Annotated in this window: 20 protein-coding genes; 7 read left to right on the top strand and 13 right to left on the bottom strand. The window is 43.7% G+C overall.

The genetic code is table 11. The features are described from left to right. Positions 1-15 precede the first annotated feature (15 nt). From NZ875_03790 to NZ875_03775, 4 genes are all read right to left on the bottom strand, one after another. On the bottom strand, positions 16-867 hold the full coding sequence (locus tag NZ875_03790) for a carbohydrate ABC transporter permease (protein ID MCS7174858.1): 852 nt from the start codon (positions 865-867) through the stop codon (positions 16-18). Next, the gene (locus NZ875_03785) at positions 864-1,751 is read right to left on the bottom strand and encodes a sugar ABC transporter permease (GenBank protein ID MCS7174857.1); all 888 of its coding nucleotides are present in this window, start codon (positions 1,749-1,751) and stop codon (positions 864-866) included. The genes NZ875_03790 and NZ875_03785 overlap by 4 nt, the downstream gene beginning before the upstream one ends. A 35-nt stretch (positions 1,752-1,786) precedes the next feature. Next, positions 1,787-3,106, bottom strand: a complete 1,320-nt coding sequence (locus NZ875_03780) for a sugar ABC transporter substrate-binding protein (GenBank protein MCS7174856.1) — start codon at positions 3,104-3,106, stop codon at positions 1,787-1,789. Positions 3,107-3,319: 213 nt separating this feature from the next. Continuing rightward, the gene (locus tag NZ875_03775) at positions 3,320-4,402 is read right to left on the bottom strand and encodes a GntR family transcriptional regulator (protein MCS7174855.1); all 1,083 of its coding nucleotides are present in this window, start codon (positions 4,400-4,402) and stop codon (positions 3,320-3,322) included. Between the two features lie 117 nt (positions 4,403-4,519). On the opposite strand from NZ875_03775, the gene NZ875_03770 reads away from it, so the two are divergent. Next, positions 4,520-5,671, top strand: a complete 1,152-nt coding sequence (locus tag NZ875_03770) for an MFS transporter (GenBank protein ID MCS7174854.1) — start codon at positions 4,520-4,522, stop codon at positions 5,669-5,671. 17 nt (positions 5,672-5,688) lie between these two features. Further along, positions 5,689-7,650, top strand: a complete 1,962-nt coding sequence (locus tag NZ875_03765; protein MCS7174853.1) for a PQQ-like beta-propeller repeat protein — start codon at positions 5,689-5,691, stop codon at positions 7,648-7,650. Here the strand turns inward: NZ875_03765 and NZ875_03760 are convergent. From NZ875_03760 to NZ875_03735, 6 genes are all read right to left on the bottom strand, one after another. Continuing rightward, positions 7,621-8,925, bottom strand: a complete 1,305-nt coding sequence (locus tag NZ875_03760; protein MCS7174852.1) for a TrkH family potassium uptake protein — start codon at positions 8,923-8,925, stop codon at positions 7,621-7,623. The genes NZ875_03765 and NZ875_03760 overlap by 30 nt on opposite strands. 178 nt (positions 8,926-9,103) lie before the next feature. Continuing rightward, positions 9,104-9,763 (bottom strand): NAD-binding protein, encoded by a 660-nt coding sequence (locus tag NZ875_03755; GenBank protein MCS7174851.1) that lies wholly within the window; start codon positions 9,761-9,763, stop codon positions 9,104-9,106. Continuing rightward, the gene (locus NZ875_03750; GenBank protein MCS7174850.1) at positions 9,760-10,185 is read right to left on the bottom strand and encodes a TrkA family potassium uptake protein; all 426 of its coding nucleotides are present in this window, start codon (positions 10,183-10,185) and stop codon (positions 9,760-9,762) included. Before NZ875_03750 ends, NZ875_03755 begins: the two co-directional genes overlap by 4 nt. Beyond that, positions 10,172-10,783, bottom strand: coding sequence for a response regulator (locus NZ875_03745; GenBank protein MCS7174849.1), 612 nt, complete (start codon positions 10,781-10,783; stop codon positions 10,172-10,174). Before NZ875_03745 ends, NZ875_03750 begins: the two co-directional genes overlap by 14 nt. Positions 10,784-10,817: 34 nt before the next feature. Then, positions 10,818-12,137 carry a glutamine synthetase family protein gene (locus tag NZ875_03740; protein MCS7174848.1) on the bottom strand — a complete coding sequence of 440 codons (1,320 nt, stop codon included), beginning with the start codon at positions 12,135-12,137 and terminating at the stop codon, positions 10,818-10,820. 153 nt (positions 12,138-12,290) lie between these two features. Beyond that, positions 12,291-13,007, bottom strand: coding sequence for a ribonuclease HII (locus tag NZ875_03735; GenBank protein ID MCS7174847.1), 717 nt, complete (start codon positions 13,005-13,007; stop codon positions 12,291-12,293). Positions 13,008-13,053: 46 nt separating this feature from the next. Between NZ875_03735 and NZ875_03730 the strand changes: the two genes are divergently transcribed. Genes NZ875_03730 through NZ875_03720 form a run of 3 tightly spaced genes read left to right on the top strand, consistent with a single transcriptional unit; the run spans position 13,054 to position 16,325 of the window. Next, a complete protein-coding gene (locus NZ875_03730) occupies positions 13,054-13,560 on the top strand; it encodes a CoA pyrophosphatase (protein MCS7174846.1) in 507 nt (168 codons plus the stop codon). Further along, positions 13,535-14,731, top strand: coding sequence for a dihydropteroate synthase (gene folP, locus NZ875_03725; GenBank protein MCS7174845.1), 1,197 nt, complete (start codon positions 13,535-13,537; stop codon positions 14,729-14,731). Before NZ875_03730 ends, folP begins: the two co-directional genes overlap by 26 nt. A 58-nt stretch (positions 14,732-14,789) precedes the next feature. After that, complete coding sequence (locus NZ875_03720; GenBank protein ID MCS7174844.1) at positions 14,790-16,325, top strand: glutathione ABC transporter substrate-binding protein; 1,536 nt, start codon at positions 14,790-14,792, stop codon at positions 16,323-16,325. Positions 16,326-16,387: 62 nt separating this feature from the next. On the opposite strand, the gene NZ875_03715 is transcribed toward NZ875_03720, so the two are convergent. Beyond that, positions 16,388-16,630: a DUF4258 domain-containing protein gene (locus tag NZ875_03715; protein ID MCS7174843.1), complete on the bottom strand. Its 243-nt coding sequence runs from the start codon at positions 16,628-16,630 to the stop codon at positions 16,388-16,390. Between the two features lie 78 nt (positions 16,631-16,708). Here NZ875_03715 and NZ875_03710 point away from each other — a divergent pair, with 78 nt between their 5' ends. Continuing rightward, positions 16,709-17,221, top strand: coding sequence for a hypothetical protein (locus NZ875_03710; GenBank protein ID MCS7174842.1), 513 nt, complete (start codon positions 16,709-16,711; stop codon positions 17,219-17,221). A gap of 1 nt (position 17,222) precedes the next feature. On the opposite strand, the gene NZ875_03705 is transcribed toward NZ875_03710, so the two are convergent. Both NZ875_03705 and NZ875_03700 read right to left on the bottom strand, forming a co-directional pair. Beyond that, positions 17,223-18,089: a DMT family transporter gene (locus NZ875_03705; GenBank protein MCS7174841.1), complete on the bottom strand. Its 867-nt coding sequence runs from the start codon at positions 18,087-18,089 to the stop codon at positions 17,223-17,225. 8 nt (positions 18,090-18,097) lie between these two features. Beyond that, on the bottom strand, positions 18,098-18,859 hold the full coding sequence (locus NZ875_03700) for an alpha/beta fold hydrolase (protein ID MCS7174840.1): 762 nt from the start codon (positions 18,857-18,859) through the stop codon (positions 18,098-18,100). 228 nt (positions 18,860-19,087) lie between these two features. On the opposite strand from NZ875_03700, the gene NZ875_03695 reads away from it, so the two are divergent. Further along, a complete protein-coding gene (locus NZ875_03695) occupies positions 19,088-20,365 on the top strand; it encodes an ABC transporter substrate-binding protein (GenBank protein ID MCS7174839.1) in 1,278 nt (425 codons plus the stop codon). The last annotated feature ends 5 nt before the right edge of the window (positions 20,366-20,370 follow it).

Below are 20,370 nucleotides of genomic sequence, written 5' to 3'. Positions count from 1 at the left end.
TCCAAAATTCGTGTGTTATCCCTTCACAGCTCCGAAAGTTAGTCCCCTTATGAGGTATCTTTGAGCCATCACTGCGAACACGACCACCGGCAGCATGGTCACTATTCCGGCAGCAGAAAGGGGGCCCCAAGCTACGCGCCAACCGGTGATGTACCTACCTAGAAAGATGGGTAACGTTTGCGCTCGAGCATCGTTGGTCAAGACTAAAGCGAGCAGGAACTCACTCCAACTCTGTATCAGAGAAAGCACTGCAACGGCTGCTAATCCAGGAGCGCTGAGCGGTAAAACCACGTAAAAGAAAGCTTGAACAGGATTCGCACCGTCTACATAAGCTGCCTCGTCTATCTCCCTAGGGATTTCTCTGAAGAAACTTATCAGCAACCACACACCCAAGGGTACCACTATCACCAAATGCGAAAGTATCAAGGCCCACCATGTGTTTATAAGCCTCAAGCGTGAAAATATCACATACAGTGGTAATGCGGAAACGATAGGCGGTAACATTCTGATTGAAATGATCCACTCCGCTAAAAACGCTCCGCCAACTTTGTACCTCGCTATGGCGTAAGCTGACAGGGCACTGACAATAGTTCCGATGAGCGCAACGGATACTCCAACGATTATACTGTTCCTCAAGTATGGAAAGATGTTCTCTATGGAACCCGTCGTTCCACCGAAAACTTCGGTTTCTTTAGCGCCATAAAAATTCGAAAAAGTTAGTTGCGAAGGCCAAAACTTTGGTGGCCAACCGAACCATTCGTTCGAAGGTTTAAAAGCTGTTATCACGAGCCAATAAACAGGAAAAAGGAAAAAGACTAAGCAGATGCCGATGAGGATGTATTTGAAAACTCTGAGAATTTTTTTCACAATTCTTCACCTCCAAATCCCAGTTGACGCCTCATCTTCACCAACCTAAAGACGAGATTGACTAAGACCATACTGACTATTAACAGAAGTACACTGAGCGCAGAAGCATAGCCGATATTCCACCCGAAAGAAATTCCAACCTTGTAAATATAAAAGCTGTACGTGTGTGTTGCTGCCCCGGGGCCACCCCAAGTGGTCATGAAGACTATGTCGAACGTCTTAAGACAATCGATGATTCTCAGCACAAGAGCAACAAGTATCAATGGTCTGAGCAAAGGGAACTCGACGTGTAGAAACACTCTACCCCAATCGGCACCATCGACCCTTGCCGCGTCTATCAAATCTTGAGGTATAGACTGTAGACCTGCGTATATCATAAGAAAAACGAAAGGTGTCCACTGCCACACATCGATGATTATTATCCCGAGCTGAGCGTAGTTCATATCACCGAGCCAGGAAATTTTGGACACACCAAACAAGGAAAGGAACCAATTCACTGGACCAAACGCATAGTTATAAAGCATTTTCCAAGCCACACCGGATACGGCGGCTGGCACCATCATGGGTATCAAGAAGGAAGAACGTATGATTTTCTCACCTTTAGCACCTCTAACCAGGAAAGCTATACCCACTCCGAGGAGAATTTCAATCGGCACAGCTATAGAAAGAAGTTTAACTGTGAATTTGAACGACTCGATCGCGGTTCTATCCTTCGGTATTTGGAAATAATTCGAAAGACCTATAAAGTGAGTTTCAGCGCGTTTAGAGAGATCATAGTCTCTGAAAGAAGCCCAGATCATGAAGGCGAAAGGATAGATGGTCATAGAAAGAAAAAGAATCAAAGTTGGAAGAACCATCAACCAAGGAATTAATCTGCCTTTCATAAAAACGAGGGGGCTTACGCCCCCTCTTCACCCCCTCATTTACCGAGTATTTCTCGCCATCTCCTTGCAAGATCGTTGAGTGTGTCCATGGAGAGTGGCAATGTACCTGCAAGTATTTTTGAGAACGTTTCAACGGTGATGTCTTCAAGACGTGGTTCTTCTGGAATTCTTGGCCTGTGTGTCTGGGTGATGTAAGTCACCTCGAGTGCTGGCACTCTTGGATCGGCGGCTCTGACCTCTGGATCTTTGAGTGTGGACATCCTCGCTGGAGCTACGGCAAATCTGAGGAATTTGCTTTTATCGGCCCATTTACTTGTGGCGAAGGTTATGAATTTGAAAGCCGCCACCTTTTTCTCCTCAGGTATAAACTTGTTGATAGCGAGAGCCCATTGGCCACTCACCGATCTTCCAGGCATAGGTATAATACCGACCTTTTCAGCTCCGACGGTCGACTTGAAGATGAGGTATGGACCTGTCCACTGAGGAACCATTGCTACAAGCCCTTGGTTGAAGTATTCTATCGTTTCACCATAATCAGAGCCTAGTGGATCTGGGCTGTAAGGCATGAGCCTTTTCATCATTTCAAGAGCTTTAAGTCCCTCTTCGCTGTTGAATGCAGGCCTGCGGTCGGCCGTGAAGTATTCACCATACTCTAAATCTGCTTGACCATGTTTCATGATACCGAGTGGGGCGTTTCTGTACTCACCGAAGAACAGTAGATACATGTAGAACAAAGTGTGAGTTCTTGGGAACATCAAGGCAATTCCATACTCGGTGGGAGAGTTCCTGTTGAATTTCTTTGTGAAGAACTCAGCTATTTCCTTGACTTCTTCCCATGTGACGGGCAAGGTCAACTCTCGACCGTACTTTTCCTTGAATGCTTGTTTCAACTTCGGATCTTCAAATAAATCCTTTCTGTAGTAGAAAAGCATCGTGTTGTTGTAAAATGGTAAACCGATCAGCTTACCTTGCCACTTGCCGGACTCTTCAAGCACTTGTGGAATGAAATCTCCCAGATCGTAATCTGGAGGCAAAAGGTGTGGATATTTGCTCATGAATTCTCCAAGATCTACAAGTCCGAAGGAAACAGCACCCGTTGTCATGACGTCATAGGTGAACGCTTCAAATGATCCTGCTTGCGATCTCAAATCTTGTAACAGCTTTGGATAGAGAACTTCCCATGAGAGTGGGACGATTTCGACCTGAATGTCTGGATTTCGCTTCATGAATTCGCCTGCGAGCCATTTGAGAGCATCTGCATTATCTGGAGAGCACAAAACGGAGATCTTAACTGTGGAGAACCCAACCGCAATGAAAAGGATCACTAAAGCCACCGTCAGCAACCTTCTAACCATGTAATCCCCCTCCCTTCTGTGGAATCACTGGCATCCCCCATGATGGATAAAACTTGTGTTATGTACGTTCAAATACTTACATCAGTATTATAAACTCCTTGTCACCGTCTTGTCAAGATCGTTTGAAGAAACCAACTATAACGAGAACCTGTTTTTGCATCGCTTGGCTCAGTGTGTTTTTTATTGTACGTACATTATGTTTCACAAAGTTTTTCAAAAACTCGGGGATGCCACCGAGCTTCTCTCAATCAGTTCCGGTGGGAGAACACATCTTTCTACTTGACCATTATCGAGCATCTTCAATAGTAATTCAGCTGCTTTTCTGCCGACTTCTTCTTTAGGATGGGCAAAAGTTGTGAGAATATCTCTGAAATCACCTATCGGTGCATCGTCGAAACCAATCACTGAGAGATCTTCCGGAATACTCAAGCCCAATCTCTTCGCAACCAACTGCAGTTGAAGTGCAGTCGCGTCGTTGTAGCAAAACACCGCAGTTGGTCTTAACTGCCTAGGCATCGTTAGAAGCTCGTATGCCATTTGCATGGGTACGCCTGTGAACTCTGAGACATTGAATGATTTTTCGTAAATTTTCTCAAATCCGAGTTCTCTGGCCCTCTGAATGAAGCTCATTGCCCTGACGAAACTCGGCAAGTGTATCGATTTGTACAACACAGCGACCCTTCTGTGGCCAAACTGATGAAATATCTCGGCCGCTTTTGCACCACCGTAAGCATCGTCCAGAATCACGCAACTCGTTCCATCTATATTCCAGTCAGTATGTACGACTACAACTTTTATCCCTAACTTTACCAGAGACTTTATGTAGTCTCTATTCGAACGTTTCGTGGCGCTGTAAACTGGATCAATTATCAACCCGCAGACTCCCGATTCGATCCATTCCTCTATGACTTGTCTTTCTCGAGATGGATCTTCAGATGCATTCCCAAGCAACATCTTGTAATTGTTTCTGAACAAATAATCCTCTGCACCGAAGACCACATAGGGAAATATATAACTAGTTATCTGTTGTACGATGATTCCCACCAAATGGTTGCTCCTTTCTGAGTTGATGAATGTTCCAACACCTGGTTTTCTCACTATGATGCCCTTTACCGTCAATCTATCGAGCGCTTTTCTGACAGTTTCCCTGCTCGCGCTGAATTTTTCCATGAGTTCCTTCTCCGTGGGCAACTTTCCGTCGGCTGTATATTTACCGGATTTGATTTCTGATAGTAAGAACTGCTCGATGAGCCTGTACTTGGGTATGATAACTTTCACTCCTTTATGTACGTACATTTTTGTTCTATCCAATTCTACGCCGTTTTAATCCCTCAGTCAAGAAAAGTTGAAAGTTGAAGAAACTTAACGTCTATATGCAGGAAGAATCAATCATAAAAGGTATAATTTGGAAACGTGAAGCGAACGGAGCTTTCTTTGTACATTTACACGTTTTTGACAAACTTCGCTGGACAAGTTTATGGAGTGATTTTCAACCTGCACATGCGCAGGGAAAATTTTACAAATCAACATATAAGTACCATCGTTTCTGCAAACCTTTGGGGAAGCGCCGTTTTGAGTTTGATTCTCGCCGCTATCTTTTCGAAAATCAATAGAAGAAAACTTTTGATTGTTTCAAACGTATGCGTTGGCATTCTGATGATATTGAGAGCTGTGATCAAAGACTATTCGACTCAAGTTTTTCTTGCTCTTGGTTCTGGAGCCATATCGAGTCTCTCCGGGTTGATCTTCACTGTCGTACTCATGGGAACGACGGAATCGAAGAAACGGTACTTCATGTTCGGTTCTCAGTTTTCTGTTTCTATGGTGGCGAACGTTCTCGGAAATGTTCTTGGAGGGGCCATGGGGGACAAGCTCGGTTATTTACCTACGCTTTCGTTCTCAGCTTTGCTCCAGTTGTTCTCGAGCGTGGCTCTTAGAGTTGTTCCAGCGAGGGCTATCAGCTCATTCAACTTGAGACGACTGAAACTGAATGATCTTCAGAAGCGTGTTTTATGGTACTACATCCTGTCCAACGTTCTCGTCGGGTTTGGGGCTGGTTTGTTTTTGAGCTTCAGTAATCTCATGTTCCATGATTTGTTTGGAATATCCCTCAGCCTCGTTGGTCTCATAATGGCATTGGCGCAGATCATGACGGCCATTGGTAGTCTCAGCAGTGGCTTCCTACAGAGGAAATTCGGTGCAATCAGAATCATATTGGCATGTTATACGAGCGTCGTTCCCTTGATGCTTGTGCTTTCTTTCGTTAGAAATTTGGTGATTTTTTCAAGCTTGTATGTTTTAAGATTCATGTTGATGAACATGGTGAATCCTTCATTCACTGTCCTAATATTCAACAATTTACCTGAGGAAATGGTGATGCCAGCGAATGGGTTCGGCGTTCTTCTCAGCAATTCTTCGAGGGCATTGGCTGCATATCTGTACGGTCTTCTGGTGAGGAGTCCGAATGATTATGGGAAACTGTTATTACTCAGCTGTTTTTTCTATGCGATGAACGCTTTGATCACTTGGAGGTTCAAGAAAAAACTCGGAAAATTGGTATCATAAAGTCTGAGGTGCTGCATATGCAACGTTTGCCAGTATTGATAGTGATTTTAATCTTCTCACAAATATCTTTAGGAACAATCCTTACGCTCGTGAAAGAAGGAGGAGTTGAACTTTATGATATTTCGATCCCGTTGCTACCAGTTAGATTGGGTACAGTTAATGTACCGAACGCCATTAAATCGTTCTCGCAAGGTGATTCGTTGTACGTGCTGAGCCCTTTGAAAATTGATGTGTTCGATAGTAACCTCAATTTGATCAATTCAGTCGAACCAGATCGTAGGATCATCGATGCTGTTATGGTTGCTGAAGATATATACGTTCTCCACGATTATTCTGTGACAGTTTTCGACAAAAATCTGAAGTTAAAAGCCGCCTATGCTATCAACGAGAAGATAACTAAGATCGATATCTACGGTGATTCATTGGTTGCACTGTGCGATGGAAAAGTGATTGCCTTCGATAAGAGAATGAAACGGGTCTGGGAGGTTTCGGCACCGGATCCCATCGTTGCCATGCAGGTTGTGGAAAATAAACTCATGTTCTCCACGAGGAAAGAATTCTACGTAATGAATCTGATTGGAACTGTGCCAGTGTTCGAGGCGAAATACAAATTCACAATGGATTTTCAGCAAATGATTCCTTTCAGAAACGGTTTTGTTGTGTTGATGAAAGACAGATCGATTTTACTGCTCTCAATGGCTGATTTTTCAGTGAAAGATCGTTTGAATATTTCGGCCGTTTCAATCGTTTCCCATAGAGATTACCTCTATGTAGTTACAGACAAGGGGAACGTTACCATCGTTGGTGTTCTTCTGAATTCGTTGAAACTCTTTCAAACCTTTGGAGCTGGTGTCAAACTGGCAAACATGATCAATTTGAATTTATTTCAAACAGCCAGCTTACCGACCCAATCTACCATGAGTACCACACCCAAAGTTCAGGAGGAGAAAAAGACAGAGGAAGTTCAGAAAGCTTTGACTTTTCTTGCAGAGATTAAACTTTCTCAAAGGGTGAACAACAGCTTGGCGTTGGGAAACGTTTTTTGTGCCAACAGTCTCGATGGTAATCTCCTCAGAATAGATCCAAAAAGCTTAAAAGTTCAATCGAACAAAATAGCCTTCATACTAACCGCTGATCCGGTTTTGTTAGAAGATGGTTCGATCGTGCTCGGCGGCTGGGACAAGAACATATACATTATCTCAGACAAAACAACAAGTAAAATTTCTGTTGAATCAAACATTTCACTGCCTGTAGCCAGAACGTCGAACGGTTTTGTCGCTGTGGACGATGGAGGAACGCTCTATTTCATCGATCTGAATGGAACTGAACCTCCAAGGAAAGTCAGACTCGCCGCTTGGTTCATTTGTCCCCCTGCCGTCCATGAAGAGTACGGTGTGGTCTTACTAGATTGGCTTGGAATCCTACGCTTAGTGGATTTTTCTGGTAAAGAAGTTTGGTCACTCGTAACAAAAGCCGCAAAATCCGGCGAGATAATCCTCGCTGCTGATACAGCTTTCGTGATCACCCAAGATACAATATGGTCTATCGATATCAAGAATGGAAAGATAAAATGGTCTCAATCCTTTGACGGAGCAGAACTGATTCAAGCCGTTTGTGATTTGAAAACCCTTTATATCTGTGATAACCTTGGAAGAATACATGCGTTGAATTTCTCAGGAAAAACTATATGGTTGAAAGAAAGCCTTTTTGCAAAGTCAATCCTGTTGACTGAAGCTGGTTTGCTCGCAGCAGGTGAGAAACTCTACTTGATCTCAACTAGCGATGGTTCCATCATACAACAGGAAGATTTACCGAATCCGATCTCAGGCAAATTGAAATTGTCCCCCCAAGGTTTGCTAACTGTAATCATCGGTGACAAATTGTTGGTTTATAAACTCAACAGTTTGCCTGTCTCAGGCTGGCCTATGTACCTTGGAGATGCAACCAATTCAAGTTTTTTTACGAAGAGGTCCAAGTAAATCTGAAAAGATCTTTGCAAAAGCATATATAACTACGAAGAACTCGAGTCTACCCATGAACATGCCTAAAGTCAATGTCCACATTGCTCCCAACGGCATGTTTGGTGATGTAACTCCACAGGAAAGTCCAACACCTGCTAGAGCAGAAGCAAATTCGAACATAGCCTGTCCTAAGTCATAACCGATGAGTGTTAAAACGAACGTTCCAACGATGTACGACAAAATGTAAGCTGAGCCGATCATGAAAGCTTCTTTTACAAGTTGAAGGTCTAAATATCTTTTCACAGAACCTTTCCAGATTTCCACATACACGACTGAATTCTTGGGTAACAGAAACTTCTTGATGGAGAATCGCAACGTTTTCAGTAAAACTGTTATTCTGTACTGTTTTATACCACCAGAAGTTGAGTCCATACATCCTCCCATCAACATGAGAATTATTAACACGAACAAACCTGTGGGAAAGAAAAGCCAAGCTTTCAGATCCACTGTGGAAAAACCTGTACCAGTGAGCGCTGAAACGACTTGGAAAAATCCATGGCGCAGTGCCTCGGACCAATTTGGGAAAAACTTGCCAACACCTGCGAGTGATATGCAAAAACCACCAAGTAAAATCAAAGTAATCATTTGTCTTGGTTCTGAATTCTTCTTCAAAGCGTACCAATCCTTACTCCAAAAGGTATGGTGAATTCCGAAGCCCGTAGCCCCGATGAACATCAGAAGGATCAATATCAATTCCGCTACGAAATTGTTGAAAGCTGCAACACTCATACTCTTGGTTGAAAAACCACCAGTTGCGAGAGCCGTCATCGAATGATTTAAAGCGTCAAAAAAATTCAATCCGCTGAACATGAGGGCAACGGTGCCTAGAACCGCATACAACAAATAGTACGTCATAATCAATCTTGCAGAATATCTTATGTTTGGCATGATATTATCCACGTGACCTTCGGCCTGGTAGAAACCAAGCCCTGTAGGACCTATGAGAGTGCTCATGACTATCACGGCGAAGCCAGCTCCTCCTAAATATTGGGTCAAACTTCTCCAAAAAAGAATAGATTTTGGGAGTCGTTCTACATCCGTGAACATCGTCAAACCTGTGGTTGTCCAGCCGCTCGTCGATTCGAAAATCGCCTGGGAGAAATTGAGCAAGCCACAGATTCGATAAGGTAGAGCAGAAATGAATATCACGACTAACCACGAAATCAACACTATTACAGTTCCTTCTTTCATCGTGATGACTTCACTCACAACTCCTTGTGAAAGTCTTTTCATGATTAAACCGAATATCAAAGAGATGGAACAAGGTAATAAGAAAGAGATCAGTAACGAGGGCGATCTTGGATCAGAGAAATACCATACTAGCGGGATAACTAAAATCAGTGAAAAAAACATGAAAAGACGGCTCAAAGTTCTAAATACAATACGGTATTCACGAAATGTGGCGTTCATATCAATCCCCGACGAGCTTGCTTATCACTTGGGATTGTATCGCAGGCTCACAAAGGACCATAACTCTGTCTCGGGGTAAGATCTCCGTTTCACCACGGGGGATCACGATCAAATCGTTCCTGAGGATCGCACCAATCACGCAGTTATTTGGAAGCTGTAGATCTTTCAATTTTTTCCCGGCGGAAGGAGAACTCTCGGGTATCTCTAGTCTCAAAAACACCAACCTACCTTCCTCGACCAGTGAAAATTCCTCCATTTCATCCACCAACAAAAGTCCTTGAATGGTTTGAATTAAGAAGTTCGTTGGGCTCACCGCTGCTTTTACGCCAAGTCTACGGAATATTTCGATGTCCTCTGGATCGTTCACTAAAGTCACTATACGTTCCACTCCATAATAGTGCTTGACCATTTGAGATATGATGAGATTGTCCCTGTCTGTGTCGGTGAGAATCACTACGAGGTCTTCTTCGGTCAAACCGAGTTGATCGAGTACGTTTTTTTTACTCGCATCACCCATGACGACGACTGCCGACAGACTTTTTGCGAGATTCTCACAAGTTCGTGGGTCTTTGTTCACAATGTAAACGTGATATCCTTTCGAGATCATCATTCGTGCAAGATAATAAGCGATTCGGTGCCCGCCTATTATTACCAGCTTCAAGTCACGTCCACTCCCAACTCCGCCAAAATTTTCAGTGCCGCGAGCTTCGTGGGTGATATGATTTCAATATCAAATTCTTTGAAAATCTCCTCATTGCTCGGATCGTTCACTCGAGCGATGACTTTCTCGACACCGAAGAATCTTTTTGCAACTGTGGAAACCATGAAATTGGTGTTGTCATCGCCGGTGAGAGCGAGCAAGATGTCAGCTCTATCAAGCTTCGCATCACGCAGATGCGACACTTCGGTGGCATCGCCTGCGATTTTGAAACCTGTGAATTCATCGGGTAAGCTATCGAGCGCAACTTCATCGGAATCGATCACTACTACGTTGTTCCCCGAAACTGAAAGACGCGTTGCAACTATAGAACCTATACGTCCACAACCAACTATAACCACATACAATGGCTCAGCTTTCTTCATATTTGATGATCTCCTTGAGGGCTTTTTTGTGTTCTGGATCGATTGAAAGACAAGCTTTCAAGTACTTGTGCGCTAATTCTCGATTGCCAAGTTTTTCCATCACCATGGCATAGATATAGTGTGCTTCTGCGTCAGGCCGAATTGCAAACAATTGTCGTGCGAGCTTTTCAGCGATGATCGGTTTGTTCTGCTCTAACTTTTCTTCCACCAAACGTGTCAGCTTTTCAAAGCTGATCTGATCCTTGTTGAGGAGTTCTTCCACCTTTTTGAGAAGATCTTGTGCGGGAAATGGTTTAGATAAATAGTCCATCGCACCGTACTTCATTGCTTCTACAATTGGATTTGCATTCGTTATAGCCGTCACAACGAGGATCGGAATGTCTATACCTTCTTGCTTCATTCTTCTCAAAAGTTCTGTCCCAGAGATACCAGGTAGCTTCAGATCGAGTATCAAAAGATCGAATCTCGCCTTTCGAAGCTCTACGAGAGCTTCCTCACCTGTGGCTACTGTGACTACATCGTAGCCATTCTCTTCAAGGATCTTCTTGATGAGATTTCTAACGTGCCGCTCATCGTCCACGACCAGGATGTTTACCATGATTGTTCACATCATTTAGTAGTTTATCACTATTTCAAACCGAGAGGTACCTTTTGATCTCCCAATCTGTCACAGAGATGCTGAATTCTCTCCATTCTCTCCTCTTCAGATCCAAAAATTTCCTGAATATGTGTTCTCCCAGAACCTCCCTCACCAGCTCAGAGTTTTTCATCTCTTCCAAGGCATCTCTCAGTGAACCAGGCAGGGCCTCTATCTTACATTGTGCTTTTCTTTCTTCGCTCATCGTGTAAATGTTTTCTTCTATGGGTAGTGGTGGCTCTATACCTTTCTCGATGCCATCGAGACCTGCTGCAACGATCACTGCTAGAGCCAGATATGCATTACAACTTGGATCTGGTGCTCTGTATTCTATTCTCGTCGATTTGCCCCTGGCAGCTGGGACCCTTATGAGGGCACTTCTATTAGCCTTCGACCAAGCGATGTTCACAGGCGCCTCGTAACCTGGTACGAGTCTTTTGTAGCTGTTCACCGTTGGGTTTGTGACAGCCGTGATCTCCTTTGCATGAGCGAGAAGTCCCCCGACGAAATGGTAGAGTATTTTCGAAAGCCCGTCAGAAGCGTTTGGATCATAGAATGCGTTCTCTCCATTTTTGAAAAGGCTCAAATGAGTGTGCATACCTGATCCGTTGATACCGAAGAAAGGCTTTGGCATGAACGTAACGTGCAAATTGTGCTTGATGGCGATCGTTTTCAAGACGAGCTTTACAGTTTGTGCGTTGTCGGCAGTCTTCACGAGCTCGCCATATCGAAAGTCAACTTCATGCTGAGACGGAGAAACTTCGTGGTGAGAAGCCTCAACTTCTATTCCCATTGTGCGGAGCGCAACTGCAGCTTCACTTCTCAAAGATTCTACTTCATTGAGTGGTAGAAGATCAAAATAGCTACCCTTATCGAGTAACTCGGCGACTGGGAAACCTTTTGGATCTCTGGGCAGAACGAAGAATTCTAGCTCGGGACCTGCGTAAGGCTCAAAACCCATTCTCCTAGCTTTTTCGACAACGAGCTTCAATCTGTAGCGTGGATCCCCCTCGAACGGCGTGCCGTTCGGTTTGTAAACATCACAGATGAGCCTGGCGCTCTTGATACCGTTGGTAGTCCAAGGTAGAATTGAAAAAGTGTCGAGGTCAGGTTTTAAATACATATCAGATTCTTCAATCCTCACGAAACCTTCGATGGATGATCCGTCAAACATGATACCTCTTTCGAAAGCTCTTGGGAGTTCTTGAGAAGGTATCTCCACGTTCTTGATGTTACCGTTGATATCCGAGAACTGAAGCCTTATGAATTGGATGTTCTCCTCCTCAACGATCTTCAAAATGTCTTCAGCTCTCATTTTGATCCCCCCAGAAAGTTTCATATGCCATTATTTTATGCAGGGTCAATTTTCAAATGCGTGAAGAATATAAAAAGCTACGCAGAACAAAACAGTAGAAGTAAGTAACAGAAACTTTTCATCGATATCAACGAACGATCAACCCAGAATGTCTTAACTAGCAACGATTTGCTTCAATTTTTGAAGAACTATTCGGAAACGTTCCGTATCTTTCTCGACGATCTCTGCAAGTAAGCGCTCATTGAGTAAGTTCAAAACGGGTTTGAAAGTGAGCCTGTGGAAAGAAGTAGGGCCATAACGATGAAGGCTTTTGAGGTGTTCTTTTGTCGAATAACCCTTGTGCCTTGTAAACCCGTAGTTTGGATATTGCTTGTCGAATTGTTCCATCAATCGATCTCTCGTCACTTTCGCGACTATAGATGCTGCTGCAATAGAGGCGCTTTTCATATCACCTTTGACGACGCACACACCTTGTTGAGAAAGCTTTAAAGATTTTCCATCCACTAAAACGAAGCCGCTTGGACAATTGAGATTCTCAAGCGCTCGATTCATAGCCACCTTTGTTGCGTTCAAAATATTGTACACGTCTATCTCCTCTGGTGTTGCTATTCCAACACCCACTTTTGCACATGTTTGTATCCTCATAAAAAGGATTTCTCTCTGCTTAGGCGTCAATTTTTTCGAATCGTACACATCGACGGGCTCCAACAGAATAACGGCCGCTGCCACGACTGGTCCTGCCAAACAACCTCTGCCAGCTTCATCGATCCCTATGATGGTACCAAAACTTGCTCGATAAAAATCGTCGAATAAAAAAAGCTCTCTTCTCATCGATATAACATGATACTCCAGAATGAGTAGAACCAGCACTCAGCTCTATAATAATATAAAAGTTTGGTGATCGTTCTTGCTATCCGTGGTTGCAGTTCCAATCGTACATCTTTTTGGTAGTCCATACGTTGTTCTAATAAGGAGAGCGCGCAGGTTGAAACGACATCCAAATCAAGTCGCTTTCCCTGGAGGTATAGTGGAAGAGAATGAATCGATGGTGGATGCCTTGTTCCGTGAGCTTGAAGAAGAGGTTGGAGTTTTAAAGCAAAATTGTAAGTTACTTGGCAAGCTCAGCCCAACCGTGACTGCGAAATCCAACTTGTATATGCAACCTTTCCTCGTCAAGATCGAACTACCACATTTTCGGCTGAACAGGAACGAAGTGGAAGATATCTATTTCATTGAATTGAAGCTGTTCGAAGAAAATCATTGTGAAGAAATTGTTCTTCCGAAGGGAGGAAAGACCTTTCGGTTCAAGTTCGGTGATCTCGTCGTCTGGGGAGCCACGGCGAGAATTATGAGGAATTCTTTCTTGCAGATCGAACATCTGTTGGAGGGATATAGAGATGAACTTCCTCGTAACGAAAGTTAACAATCCGATCGAACATCTATCGAGGGTCGGTGTCGATCCAGCATCGGTTGTGATATTCAAAAACAAGGGAGAGTTTGTCAGTCTGCTCATTTACGATGTACCTGTGATCGCCGCGAATGTGATAAAACAAGAAATGCTCGCAGCCGGAGGTGATGCCGCCGTCCACAGGCAAGCGATCACACACAGAGTGGATCGTACTCACGTGCTCACGATGGGAACACTCGCTCAACACAGAAAGCTCATTGAGAAACTCTCCATGATGCACTATTGGGAACTCGACAAAATTGCGAAAGACATCGAAGATTGTCTCTTTGGTGAAGTTATTCGCTGTATGAATCTTCCTTCTGGTAGAAAGCTGTACTTCGATAGAACCCTGATCATGGGTGTGATAAACGTCACACCAGATTCCTTCTATGCCGCGAGCCGTGTTGAAAAAGATAAGTTGCTGGATCGCGTCGCTCAAATGATCAGAGAAGGTGTCGACATAATCGATATAGGTGGTGAATCGACCAGACCGGGATCGGATAGAGTGACTGAGGAAGAAGAAATGAGCAGAGTCGTTCCTGCTGTAGAGCTAGTGAAAAAGAATTTCGATGTCGTGGTGTCAGTAGATACTTACAAGGCGAAAGTTGCAGAAGAATCGATCAAAGTAGGTGCCGAGATAGTGAACGACGTAAGCGCCTTGAGGTTCGATCCAAACATGGTAGAAGTCTTGAAAAAGTATAAACCTGCGGTTGTTCTGATGCACATGAAAGGTGAACCAAAAACAATGCAAGAAAATCCACACTACGATGACGTTGTGAAAGAGATCTTGTATTTCCTCAAAGAACGAATCGAGTTTCTCAGCGAATCAGGCATCGATGACAGGATCATGATAGATCCTGGTATAGGCTTTGGGAAAAGGCTCGAGGACAATTTGGAGATCATAAAGCGCATTTCAGAGTTCAAAAGTCTTAAAAGACCCGTTTTGATCGGTGCTTCTAGGAAATCTTTCATAGGGAAAGTTTTAGGCGATGTACCCCCAGAAGAAAGGCTCTATGGAACCCTCGCTGTCACGGCCTACTGTGTTCTGAACGGCGTTGACGTGATCAGAGTGCACGACGTTAGGGAAAATTCACACGTGATCAAGTTGATCGAAACCATCCGTAAGACGGACAATCGTTCATTTTGAAGCGTACGAATATGGTACAATAAAAACAATGATTGAACCACCAAGGAGGTGAGCACTCGTGAAGAAAGTCGTATTGATTTTAGCGATTTTGATCGCCGCGCTTTCGTTCTCAGCAAAGTATGGAGGAGTCGTTCGTTACGTTCTTGGTTCTGATGCCGTTTCACTGCTTCCAGCCAACCAAACGGACAACATAAGTGGAACCGTTTGTCGTCATATCTTCGAAGGTTTGGTTGAGTTCGACGAGAAGTTGAACATCAACCCAGCTTTGGCGGAAAGATGGGAGATTTCACAGGATGGCACTGTTTATACGTTTTATTTGAGAAAAGGTATCAAGTTCCACGATGGATCAGATTTCAACGCACAAGCTGTGAAAAAATACTACGACTATGTGCTCACGAAATCTCTCAGAAGGACTGGTCTGTTCAAAGGCATTGTGAAGGAGGTTCAAATTGTCGATGACTACACTGTGAAATTCATTTTGGAAAAGCCTTATTCTCCGTTCCTGAACAGACTAGCGCACGAAGGTGCTTTGATAGTTTCCCCAAAGGCACTCGACACTTACGGTGATGATCCTGCAAAGTTGGGTCGAAATCCTGTCGGCACAGGTCCTTTCATGTTCAAAGAATGGAAAGCTGGTGAGAGGATCGAGTTGGTGAAGAACCCCAACTATTGGAGACAAGGGCAGCCTTACTTGGACGGGATAGTTTTCACCGTAGTACCGGAAGATGTGACGAGGGTCAACCAGTTGAGAGCCGGTGATGTGGATGTCATGTTCAACCCACCACCTGCTCTAGTATCTGTGTTGCAGAAAGATGAGCGACTCGTGGTTCGGGTCGAACCTGGCCTGCGAGTCATATACATAGGATTCAACACGAGGAAACCTCCGTTGAACGATGTGAGGATCAGACAGGCTTTGAACTACGCCATAGATAAACAAAAACTTTGCACCACCATCATGAGGAATTTCGCAATACCTTCTGATTCGCCCCTTGCAAAATACACTTTTGGCTATCACTCCACAGGGGGTTATCCGTACGATCCGGCGAAAGCAAAGCAGTTGTTGAAAGAAGCAGGGTATGAAAATCTCAAGCTTGAATTGCTCACACCGAAAGGAAGATATCTCAACGATTATGAAGTTGCTGTAGCCGTCCAAGGCATGTTAAAAGAAATAGGCGTCACCGTCGATGTCAAACCCATGGAGTGGGCAAGCTACCTCAACAAACTTTCATCTCCCAACCCACAAGATTGGGATTATGAACTTTTCCTCCTCGGTTGGGCTCCTTCAACCGCTGAAGGTCATTGGGTGTTGTATCCTCTGTTCCATTCTGAGAACATCAAGCCGAGTGGAACGGGCGACAACAACGCTTTCTATAGCAATCCAAAGGTGGATGAGCTTATAAATAAAATTGCCTATGAACTGGATAAGAACAAGTTGTTACAATACTACGCCGAAGCGCAGAAGATAATCGTACAAGACGCTCCATGGATTTTCCTCTACAACATGACGAACATCGTTGCACACAGAAAAGATTTGAAGAACGTCTGGCTCTTGCCAACTGAATTTGTCATCCTCAAATATGCTTGGTTTGAATGAAAAGGTGCGGCTTAAGCCGCACCTTTTTGTTCAAAACTCTGAACTCGCTAGAATCATCTTGTTTACTTAGACTTTTTCTTCACAACGGTGACAAGATACAAAACAGATCCAGAAAGTTGAAGAACAGCTTCCATGTAATCGTTCCCTATTCTGATTCTTCCATTTTTTTGAATGAAAGCGTATGAGTCTTTCGATGAGAGAACGTTCATGAGTTCTTCAAGGCTGATGCCCCTTTCGATCATCCTTTCGTACGCATGAGGTGTTAAAAGAAGATCTTTCCCCAAAAGCTCCACGTGTAAGACCATGTGAAAATTTCTCCCTTCCCGTTTGTGGTTGGATATAGTATAGTTTTTTGTAGAAAAAATTTATTGGAGGTGTTCTGCGTGAAAAAGTGGATCCTGTCTTTTGTTTCTATTGGTTTAATTCTCTTACTCTTCGCATGTGCGCAACAAACTCAAGAGCAAAAACCGACGTTCGACAAATTGGTTCAAGAACTTGTCAGCGCTCTTCAAAATTTTGTGACAATTTCGCCAACAGCCTTGGATGGTTATGTAAAAACCTTTAGCTCCGAACAAGCCATACTCACAGCAAAGAGTAATCTGTTGGCACAACTCAGAACCACTTTGTCTTCCTTGGGCAATCAAGTGCAATTATTGTCCGTGTACGAGACGAAAGCTGCAACTCCAATTTATTCATTTGACTTGGGACTCAAACCAGATGTTGTGGATAGAGTTTATCTCATCAACCTTCTTTTCATCAATCCAGCTCAGCAGAAGAGAAGTATCTATTCTCTACCTATAATCACTTTGAAGAATGAAGCCAACAAAATTTATATCGCAGTGATTTTCGAAAGAGATGGTAGCGTCGCTGTGTATCCCAAACCTATCACGCCATGAATCATCTGTGGATAGTTCCTCTCTTTCTATAAGCTATCAAAAACAACGAGATCAGAACGATACATATTCCGAATATCTGTCGAATTTCAACGCTCTCGCTTCGAAAAAACATACCAGCAACCAGTGCGACCACGCTTGTAAAGTTCGAAAATAAACTTGTCAAAATTGGAGATGCGTGTTTCACCATGTAGTTCAACAGGAAAAACGCAACAGCAGAGGAAAAAACACCGAGGTAGAGAGCTCCAAATACCGTACTCACGTTGAGCACGATTCTGAATCGCTCACTCACCAAGCTCATTAAACTGAAAAATATGAAACCTGAGATCATCATGAAAAAGGTGATTTCATAAGGTGAGAACTCTTTCGAAAGCTTTCTCGCGCTTATATTGTACAAAGCTGCGGACAGGACTGCGAAGAGCATGAACAATTTTCCAGTGAAATTCTGAGCCGATATGTTGAAACCGACAATGAGAATACTTCCAACGAAACCGTTTATCACCAAAATGTAGTGGAACAGATCGCCTTTTTCCTTCAGAAGGAAAGCTGCAAATACGTTGACCACAATCGGTATCAACGCAACTATCATGCCAGCTTCAGCAGAGCTGATCTTTTGAAGCCCGAATGTTTCAAAAAGGAAGTACAAGATCGGCTGAAAAATGACTAATTTCCACAGTTTCCAGTACGGTCTTCTCTCTAACTTTATCACCCGAGTCAATGCGAGAAGCAAAAAGAAAAGGCTTCCTACGAAAAAACGATAGGAAAGAAATGTCAGTGGTTCAACGTAGTCGAGAGCATTCTTTGTGAAGAGAAAAGAAAGGCCAAATATCAGTGAAACACAGAATCCTGACAAGATCACTTTTAGACTCATTTTTGTTCTCAGCCTTTCAACCAGTCTATGACCGCTTCAGTTACGGCCTCTTTTTCTACATCGTTGCTCAAAACATGACCAGATTGTTCAAAGATCAAAAGCTTTTTCTTCTCAGAACGTACATTGTCGTATATGAATTGTGCGGCCTTAAGTGGAACTAAATTGTCGTTACGGGCTGCAATCACGAGTGTATTTGAAACGATCTGACCAACGCTCTTTCTCGCCGTTTTGATGAGTTTGTAAAGTTCTGATGCCTGTTTGGGCCAATTGAAAGACCAATATTCTTTATTGAGAAATTCATAATCTGGATCGTTGTAGACCTGTGAGCTATCTTTTGGAATTTTCTTCTTGAATAAACTAACAAGCCACGCAATTTTGATTCGATCGTCTCTGAGGTGTGTTGCGGCGGCAAGTGTGACAAGCTTTTTCGGCTTCAAAATCGAAGCCATGATCAGCGCTATGACACCACCCATGGAAAGCCCAACGATGTGCACATCCTCACACACGGTTTTCAAATCGTAGTAAGCATCGAAAGACCTCCGTAACCAATCGTTCGCGGTGGTTTTCAAAAAATCTTCCCCACAGGTACCATGACCGGGAAGTCTCGGTACTGAAACTGTGAAACCAGCTTCGTGAACTTTTCTCGCCATATACTCAAAATCGTGGGGTGATCCTGTGAAACCGTGGATGAACAACACACCACTTTCACCACCGATCAAGAACATCGGTAGCGAACACTTCACCGTCTTACAGTTTGCGAACTTCAACACGTTCACCCCCAAAGCTAATTATGATTGTACTCAAATTGCGTTCATTTTCAATTCAATCAGAAAACTATGGAAATCGTCGATAACCTTAGAGCTAGAGAAAAATTTTTTGCAATACATCAGGATCAAAATGAATGTTTCGTTTTTTAGATTAGATGTGTTGAAAGTTGAAACAATAAATGGTTTTTGATAAAATTTTTTACGGATATTTCACTGAAAGGGGGAGTAGTCATGAAGTGGGTAAAGTGGGTTTCACTCTCACTGTTGGTAGCGTTGATTAGCAGTGTCCTCGCCGCGAAGATCACATTGGTCGTTTGGTGCGGGGGAGGAACTGAGAGAGAAGGACTCGAAGCAGCCATTGCCGAATACAAAAAGCAGAACCCTGACGTTGACTTCGAGCTAGTCGACGTTCCATACGCACAGTACGAGCAAAAGGTGAGGTTAGGCATTGTGAGTGGTGATCTACCAGATCTTGTAACGATCACGTATCCATTCGCACCCGGTTATATGCAGTACATGATTGACTTTAGGCCGTACATCGAGAAGTATCTAGGTATAAAACCGGAGCAGTTCTTGAAAGCTATGTACGATGTGGCAGCAGTCAGAGTCGTTGATACGAAAGGAGAAATCAGGTACGTTCCTTTACACTTCACCATGCAGTGTCTATGGGTGAACGCCGATTATTTCAAAAAGGCGAGGATTCCCTTCCCACCGTTCGGAGGAAGGTCAGATCCTTGGACTTGGGAAGAGTTCGTCGACGTATTGAAGAAAGTAAAAGAAGCGAACAACTTGCCTTACGCCATGTCCATGCAGAGAACTGCCGAGAGGCTGTTCAACTATCTGGGCATCAGAGGTGTCAAGATCCTCGATGAGAACTTAGACTTCACATTGGATAAAGATCCGAGGGCAAAGAAAACGCTCGAAGAATTTGTGAACCTCTTCAAAAATAACCTCATGGTACCTGCAGAATGGATAGCTGCCCAAGATCCAAACATGGCTTTCACGGGTGGATTGACCGCTGTATTGTGGGCTGGAAGCTGGAGCACGCTCGATTTACTCAAGGTTGAGAAGAACTTTGTACCTGCATACTTACCAAAAGATGTTGAATGGCTGAGCTGTGAAGGAGGAAGATTCTTCGGAGCTTTCAAGACAGGAAAGAAAGATAGGGAAGAGGCAGCTGCCAAGTTTGCACTCTGGGTAGGGTGGAAAGGACTCGGTTACGATATCTATCTCAAAAAGACATACCATATGTCTGCGTACAAAGAGCACAACGTTGCCTATGACCGAGATATCATGAACCAAGTGCAAGCAGTTTGTGGAAGGCTGGCCGAGGTTACACCACGCTGGGTGGTCAATGTGCGTAACTCGACCATTTATTCAAGATTGCAGACGCCTATAGTGAATCAAATATCCGCAGTGATATCTGGTCAGATCAATCTAGATGAGGCCATCAAGAGTTTAAGAAGAGAATACGATAAACTTGTCGCAGAGCTTGGCGGAAAGAAATGAAATGA

The organism is Pseudothermotoga sp. (assembly GCA_025060105.1).
Lineage (GTDB): Bacteria > Thermotogota > Thermotogae > Thermotogales > DSM-5069 > Pseudothermotoga_A.
This window is presented reverse-complemented; position numbering and strand designations above follow the sequence as displayed.